Annotated in this window: 4 protein-coding genes and 1 riboswitch; all 4 genes read left to right on the top strand. The window is 36.4% G+C overall.

All coding sequences use genetic code 11. The features are described 5' to 3' along the window. The first annotated feature begins 114 nt into the window (after window positions 1-114). The 4 genes from JGH11_RS18880 to JGH11_RS18865 all read left to right on the top strand — a co-directional run bounded on the left by JGH11_RS18880 (window position 115) and on the right by JGH11_RS18865 (window position 5,031). A complete protein-coding gene (locus tag JGH11_RS18880) occupies window positions 115-711 on the top strand; it encodes a DUF2284 domain-containing protein (RefSeq protein ID WP_201114387.1) in 597 nt (198 codons plus the stop codon). A 61-nt stretch (window positions 712-772) separates the two neighbouring features. Beyond that, window positions 773-1,026: riboswitch (cobalamin riboswitch) on the top strand. A 336-nt stretch (window positions 1,027-1,362) separates the two neighbouring features. Then, window positions 1,363-3,039: a putative transporter gene (locus JGH11_RS18875; RefSeq protein ID WP_201114386.1), complete on the top strand. Its 1,677-nt coding sequence runs from the start codon at window positions 1,363-1,365 to the stop codon at window positions 3,037-3,039. 17 nt (window positions 3,040-3,056) lie between these two features. Continuing rightward, window positions 3,057-3,278: a cysteine-rich CWC family protein gene (locus tag JGH11_RS18870; RefSeq protein ID WP_201114385.1), complete on the top strand. Its 222-nt coding sequence runs from the start codon at window positions 3,057-3,059 to the stop codon at window positions 3,276-3,278. 22 nt (window positions 3,279-3,300) lie between these two features. Then, complete coding sequence (locus tag JGH11_RS18865) at window positions 3,301-5,031, top strand: phosphoenolpyruvate carboxykinase (RefSeq protein ID WP_201114384.1); 1,731 nt, start codon at window positions 3,301-3,303, stop codon at window positions 5,029-5,031. Window positions 5,032-5,184: the final 153 nt, after the last annotated feature.

Genomic DNA, 5,184 nt, shown 5'->3' with positions numbered 1-5,184 from the left:
CTATAATATATTCATTAATAGCTATTTATAATTTATAAAAATCAATAGAGTTTTCCAAAAATAAAATTTGGAATAATTTATATATCTTTGATAAGTTTTTTCTTCTTAAACAAAATGTATTCATCCGAGAATTATGTTTCGAGTATTTCGACCGCAGACTATATTGCTAAATATAGGGATGTGGATAAATTTATTGTATTTTGTCAGCAATGCAACAAATACAACAATTGTTGGGCTTGCCCTCCCTTCGGTTTTGACAAGGAAGAATATATCATGAAATACAAAAACGCTTATATTATAGGAACTAAAATAACATTGTCCGAAGAGATTCGACTCTCTTGCAAGAATAATGAAGATAGCAAAAGTACGGGTGTTAAGATAATAGAAGAGGTCAGAAAAAATTTAGATAAACAATTACTGCAAGCTGAATCGGAAACACTAAACAGCAGAGCTTTCTTTGCGGGGACATGTCATTTCTGCCCGAAAGAGGATTGTACACGTATCGTCGGAAAGCCCTGTCGCTATCCTGATAAAATACGTCCTTCTCTGGAATCTCTTGGCTTCGATATAGGAAAGACGACTGAAGAGCTACTCGGAATTAAATTGCAATGGAGTACAGATGGTTCACCGCCTGAGTACTTGGTTTTAGTTAGCGGCTTGTTTACAAACGGGATTCTCAAATATCCCGAAAGGCATTTTATGTTAAAATAGAATATAAATTTGCAGTCCATAATTTTTCTTTACCTTTGCATCCAAGAAAGTTCTTTATCTTATTTCTTCAAACCGTTAAGGTGCCTCTAGTTTATAGAGGAGAATAGGGAATCACGTTAAAATCGTGAGCTGTCGCGCAACTGTAATCACCGCGAAAATGGCGTTTAAGCGAAACAAGAGAAAATTTATTTGATTTTGTGAGCATAGCCATTTATTTAAAGTTTCTATTTACAATATCCACTGTTCCGTTCGGGAATGGGAAGGAAAATAGAAATGGTGAAAGCCAGGATACCTGCCTTAATCCGGATTGGCAATACTTCGCGATTAAAGTATGGTGTCGAAAAAGCTCTGACCTGATTTCCTGACAGAGTAATATTTTCAATCATTTTATTTTTCTCGTTTCAGTATTGTGAAGTTCGAAAAGAACTTTTTACAAGTGTTAATTTATTCATTGTAAAAAGTTTAGACATGCGAACAAACAGTTTTGATTATCCGCGTAATGATAATCGGAAGAGAGCACAAAATCTCTTGCTTTTTTATTCTTCTCATCAGGGTTTAATCCCATTCATTCATCTTGAAGATAGTTGACTGCAGATATATTTCATTTTATATCTCAAGTATTCATTATTATTTAATCATTAATCTTCATATATGAATTGGATTGAAAATCTAATCTGGGGCGAAGGTGTCGCTCACAGTATCATGCTCTTTGCCTTTGTTATAGCAACGGGTATCATTTTAGGAAAGATCAAAATTAAAGGGATATCCTTAGGGATAACCTTCGTCCTTTTTGTAGGAATATTTGCGGGGCATTTCGGGTTAAAGCTCAACCATGAAGTTTTGCATTTTATGAAAGAATTCGGACTTATACTCTTTGTCTATTCTGTGGGGTTACAGGTTGGGCCCGGGTTCTTTTCTTCATTCAGGAAAGGTGGACTTCAATTGAATATACTTGCTGCATCTATTGTTTTTCTGGGAGCAATCACTACTATAATATTGCATTATGCGACCGACATTCCAATGCCTACAATGGTGGGCATTATGTCGGGAGCTGTTACCAATACTCCCGGATTGGGTGCGGCACAGGAAGCCTACTCCGATATACATGGAATTGGTGAACCGACCATTGCAATGGGGTACGCTGTTGCCTATCCTCTGGCGGTTGTGGGTATTATAAGTACGATTATATTGATGCGTTATATCTTCAGAATCAATATGAAGTCAGAGACAGAAAAGTTACAAGATTCCAGTGTAAGCCAATCGACAGTAAAACTTCTTTCCCTTGAAGTCAAAAATCCGGCGATATTCGGCAAAACGATAAAAGACGTAACACCTCTTTTAGACAACAAAAAATTTATCGTTTCCAGAATCCTACACAGCAAAAACGAACATATAGAAATAGCCTCTTCCAAAACAATATTAGATGAAGGTGATAAAATACTGGTAGTTACAACTCCATCGGATGAACCTATTATCACCACATTTGTAGGCGGAGCTATTGAAATGTCTAGTGACAATTGGGCTGTACTTGATAAGCAGTTGGTCGCAAAACGAGTGCTGGTTACCCGCTCTGCTATAAATGGCAAAACAATCAAAGAGCTTAACCTAAGAAATAATTTTGGAGTAAATATCACCCGTGTCAATCGTTCTGGTGTAGATCTGGTAGCATATCCAAACCTTCAACTACAAATAGGAGACCGACTAATGATTGTCGGCGATGCCAATGCTATTCACAATGTATCCAAAACATTGGGGAATCAGCTTAAAATGCTGAACGAACCACACCTGATCCCTATTTTTATAGGGATATTTCTTGGCGTCTTATTAGGCAGCATTCCTTTTGCATTTCCCGGCATTCCTCAACCCGTCAAACTAGGTCTGGCAGGAGGTCCTCTGATTGTAGCTATACTGATGAGTATATTAGGCGTTAGATATAAACTGGTGACATATACGACTCTGAGTGCAAACCTTATGTTGAGAGAAATAGGAATATGCTTTTTTCTCGCATGCGTGGGGCTTGGAGCCGGTGAAAATTTTATAGAAACCATTCTCCATGGTGGGGGGATCGGCTGGATAGGTTATGGTATTATTATAACACTGATCCCCCTTTTTATTGTAGGGCTGATAGCCCGAAAAGTATTCAAGCTAAATTACTATACTCTTATAGGAATGACGGCGGGCAGCATGACTGATCCACCGGCTTTGGCGTATGCCAATTCTATATCGCCGGACAATGACGCCCCTGCCATAGGGTATGCTTCGGTTTATCCATTTACTATGTTTTTACGGGTGCTTGTCGCTCAACTATTAATACTATTCTTTTTATAAATAAAAATTTAAATCATATGAGAAAGATATGTCCACGCTGCTCAAGCAGTTTTACATGCAGAGAAGATCGCACAGATGTGTGCCAATGTACACATACCTATATGGTACCCGGTTCGAGGGATTACATTAAGGAAAACTTCGAAAATTGTTTATGCTCTGCCTGTTTGAAAGAGATTAGCAAAAGCTATAACGGATTCGGGGTGAATCCTAAATATAGAGTTAAAGACATTACAGAATAAAGTTAAATTATTAAACAGTATCATGATACAAGAATTTACATTAAACAGAGGACGTGCTATTATCAATTTCACAGAAAAATACTGTGATAACAGACAAAAAATAATAAGTTCTTATGCTTTTCAGCGAGTTGTCAAAAGTTTTATTGAAAAGATAAAAACAGATGATCAGATTATCTATGATTATTTTATCAAGGAATATAAAACGGATGAAGAGCTGACCTCTTCGTTGATTGAAGTAATCAAACTACTCACGGTTTGCTCAATTGATGAATTGGTAGAGGTAAATAACAAATTTGCCTTCTTCTTTGAGGATAAAGATATGTTTATAGAGCTGATAGAGTTGCTATATAATTACTGGAGACGATTGGAGCGTGTAACCATCGTTCATAATAATCGCATAGGAAACGGTCTGCAAAATGTTCGCTTTATTCATGCAAATAATTTATTAAACGAACTAATTCTTTCAATCTATAGAAGAACCCAAGAAACGGTTATTGGCGATAGTCATAGTGTATACAGACAAACTATTGCCGGAGCAAATGCGGGCTTGATGTTGAATAACGTACAGTGGAACTGTCCTATAGAATATCAGGGATTAAGCTCAATTCCTTTTATCGGAACAGTAGTCATCAACCCTCCTTATATTTCCTATACTAAAAAAAATACTCGTGACGGGATTTTTAAGGAAAGTCAAACGAATCCTTTACAGAATATGATTCTTAATGAGGATGAATGGTTTCTATATCCTGCCAAAGTGGGAAACTTATTAGCTTTCGTATATTATCATAAAGACTTTATGTGTCATGGATTAGGATTGGCAAACCTATTCGAATTGGCAAAAGCAAATGATTATATTGGAAAAAAACCTGACTTAATTTATGTTTTTGGCTATCCTGACGGTTATGAAGAAAAACGTACATTCTATTACAGAGATAAGAAGAATGATATACTGATAGGCTATGCTAATTATTGTGACGAGATAGATTATTTCGGGTATATGAAAAAGATGCTCTTGACCTTACATAATCTTAAACAGATAGAACGAGGCAATCTTCCTATACATGGGGCAATGGTCAATATTGCTCTTAAAAATGGAAAAACGGCTAATATCATTATTGTCGGAGACAGTGGTGCCGGAAAATCGGAAAGTCTGGAGGCATTCAGAACACTAAATGAAAAGTATATACGTCATATGCGTATTATCTTCGACGATATGGGTTATTTGCACTTTGAGGATGACGGAACAATAAAAGCCTACGGAACAGAGATCGGAGCCTTTGTCCGCACGGATGATCTGGATCCTACTTATGCCTTCGAACAATTGGACAGAGGAATATATTCAAATCCTGACAGAATAAATGCACGTGTAACAATCTCTGTATCAACTTACGACATAATATCGAAAGGCTATACTGTTGATTATGTGTTATATGCTAATAATTATACCGAGGCAGATAAGAAAATAAAGATTATCAGCGAATTGAACCATGCAATACAAATTTTCGAAGAGGGAGCAAGAAAGGCAAAAGGAACTACTACCGAAAAAGGTCTTGTAAAATCTTATTTTGCTAATCCTTTTGGTCCGGTACAAGAAAGAGAAGAGACCGAAAAACTTGTTAGACAATACTTCAAAGCTTTATCTAAAGAAAAAGTGATTATTGGTGAAATACATACATCTCTTGCTATTGATGGGAAAAGCAAGGATGGTCCCCGCGAAGCAGCTGAGGAACTGTTTAGTATGATTAATGAGTAATTAAATTAGTTAGGGTAGACTCTTAAGAGACTACCCTTTTTTATTTTTTCAACAAACAATGCAGGTGTTTTCCTCCGCTTAATTAGTTTTTTGTACGTCTCTATTTAGAAAACTTTATACCCATACTTATATAAACAACTCTACCGGGTGTAA

It is taken from the genome of Dysgonomonas sp. Marseille-P4677 (genome assembly GCF_016652235.1).
Taxonomy (GTDB): Bacteria; Bacteroidota; Bacteroidia; order Bacteroidales; family Dysgonomonadaceae; genus Dysgonomonas.
The sequence above is the reverse complement of the archived record's forward strand: the minus strand, read 5'-3'. Positions and strand labels throughout refer to the sequence as shown.

Excerpts from the sequence above, each read along its gene's own strand:
- JGH11_RS18870 (WP_201114385.1), top strand. The coding sequence starts at position 3,057 with ATGAGAAAGATATGTCCACGCTGCTCAAGCAGTTTTACATGCAGAGAA.
- JGH11_RS18865 (WP_201114384.1), top strand. The coding sequence starts at position 3,301 with ATGATACAAGAATTTACATTAAACAGAGGACGTGCTATTATCAATTTC.
- JGH11_RS18875 (WP_201114386.1), top strand. The coding sequence starts at position 1,363 with ATGAATTGGATTGAAAATCTAATCTGGGGCGAAGGTGTCGCTCACAGT.
- JGH11_RS18880 (WP_201114387.1), top strand. The coding sequence starts at position 115 with ATGTATTCATCCGAGAATTATGTTTCGAGTATTTCGACCGCAGACTAT.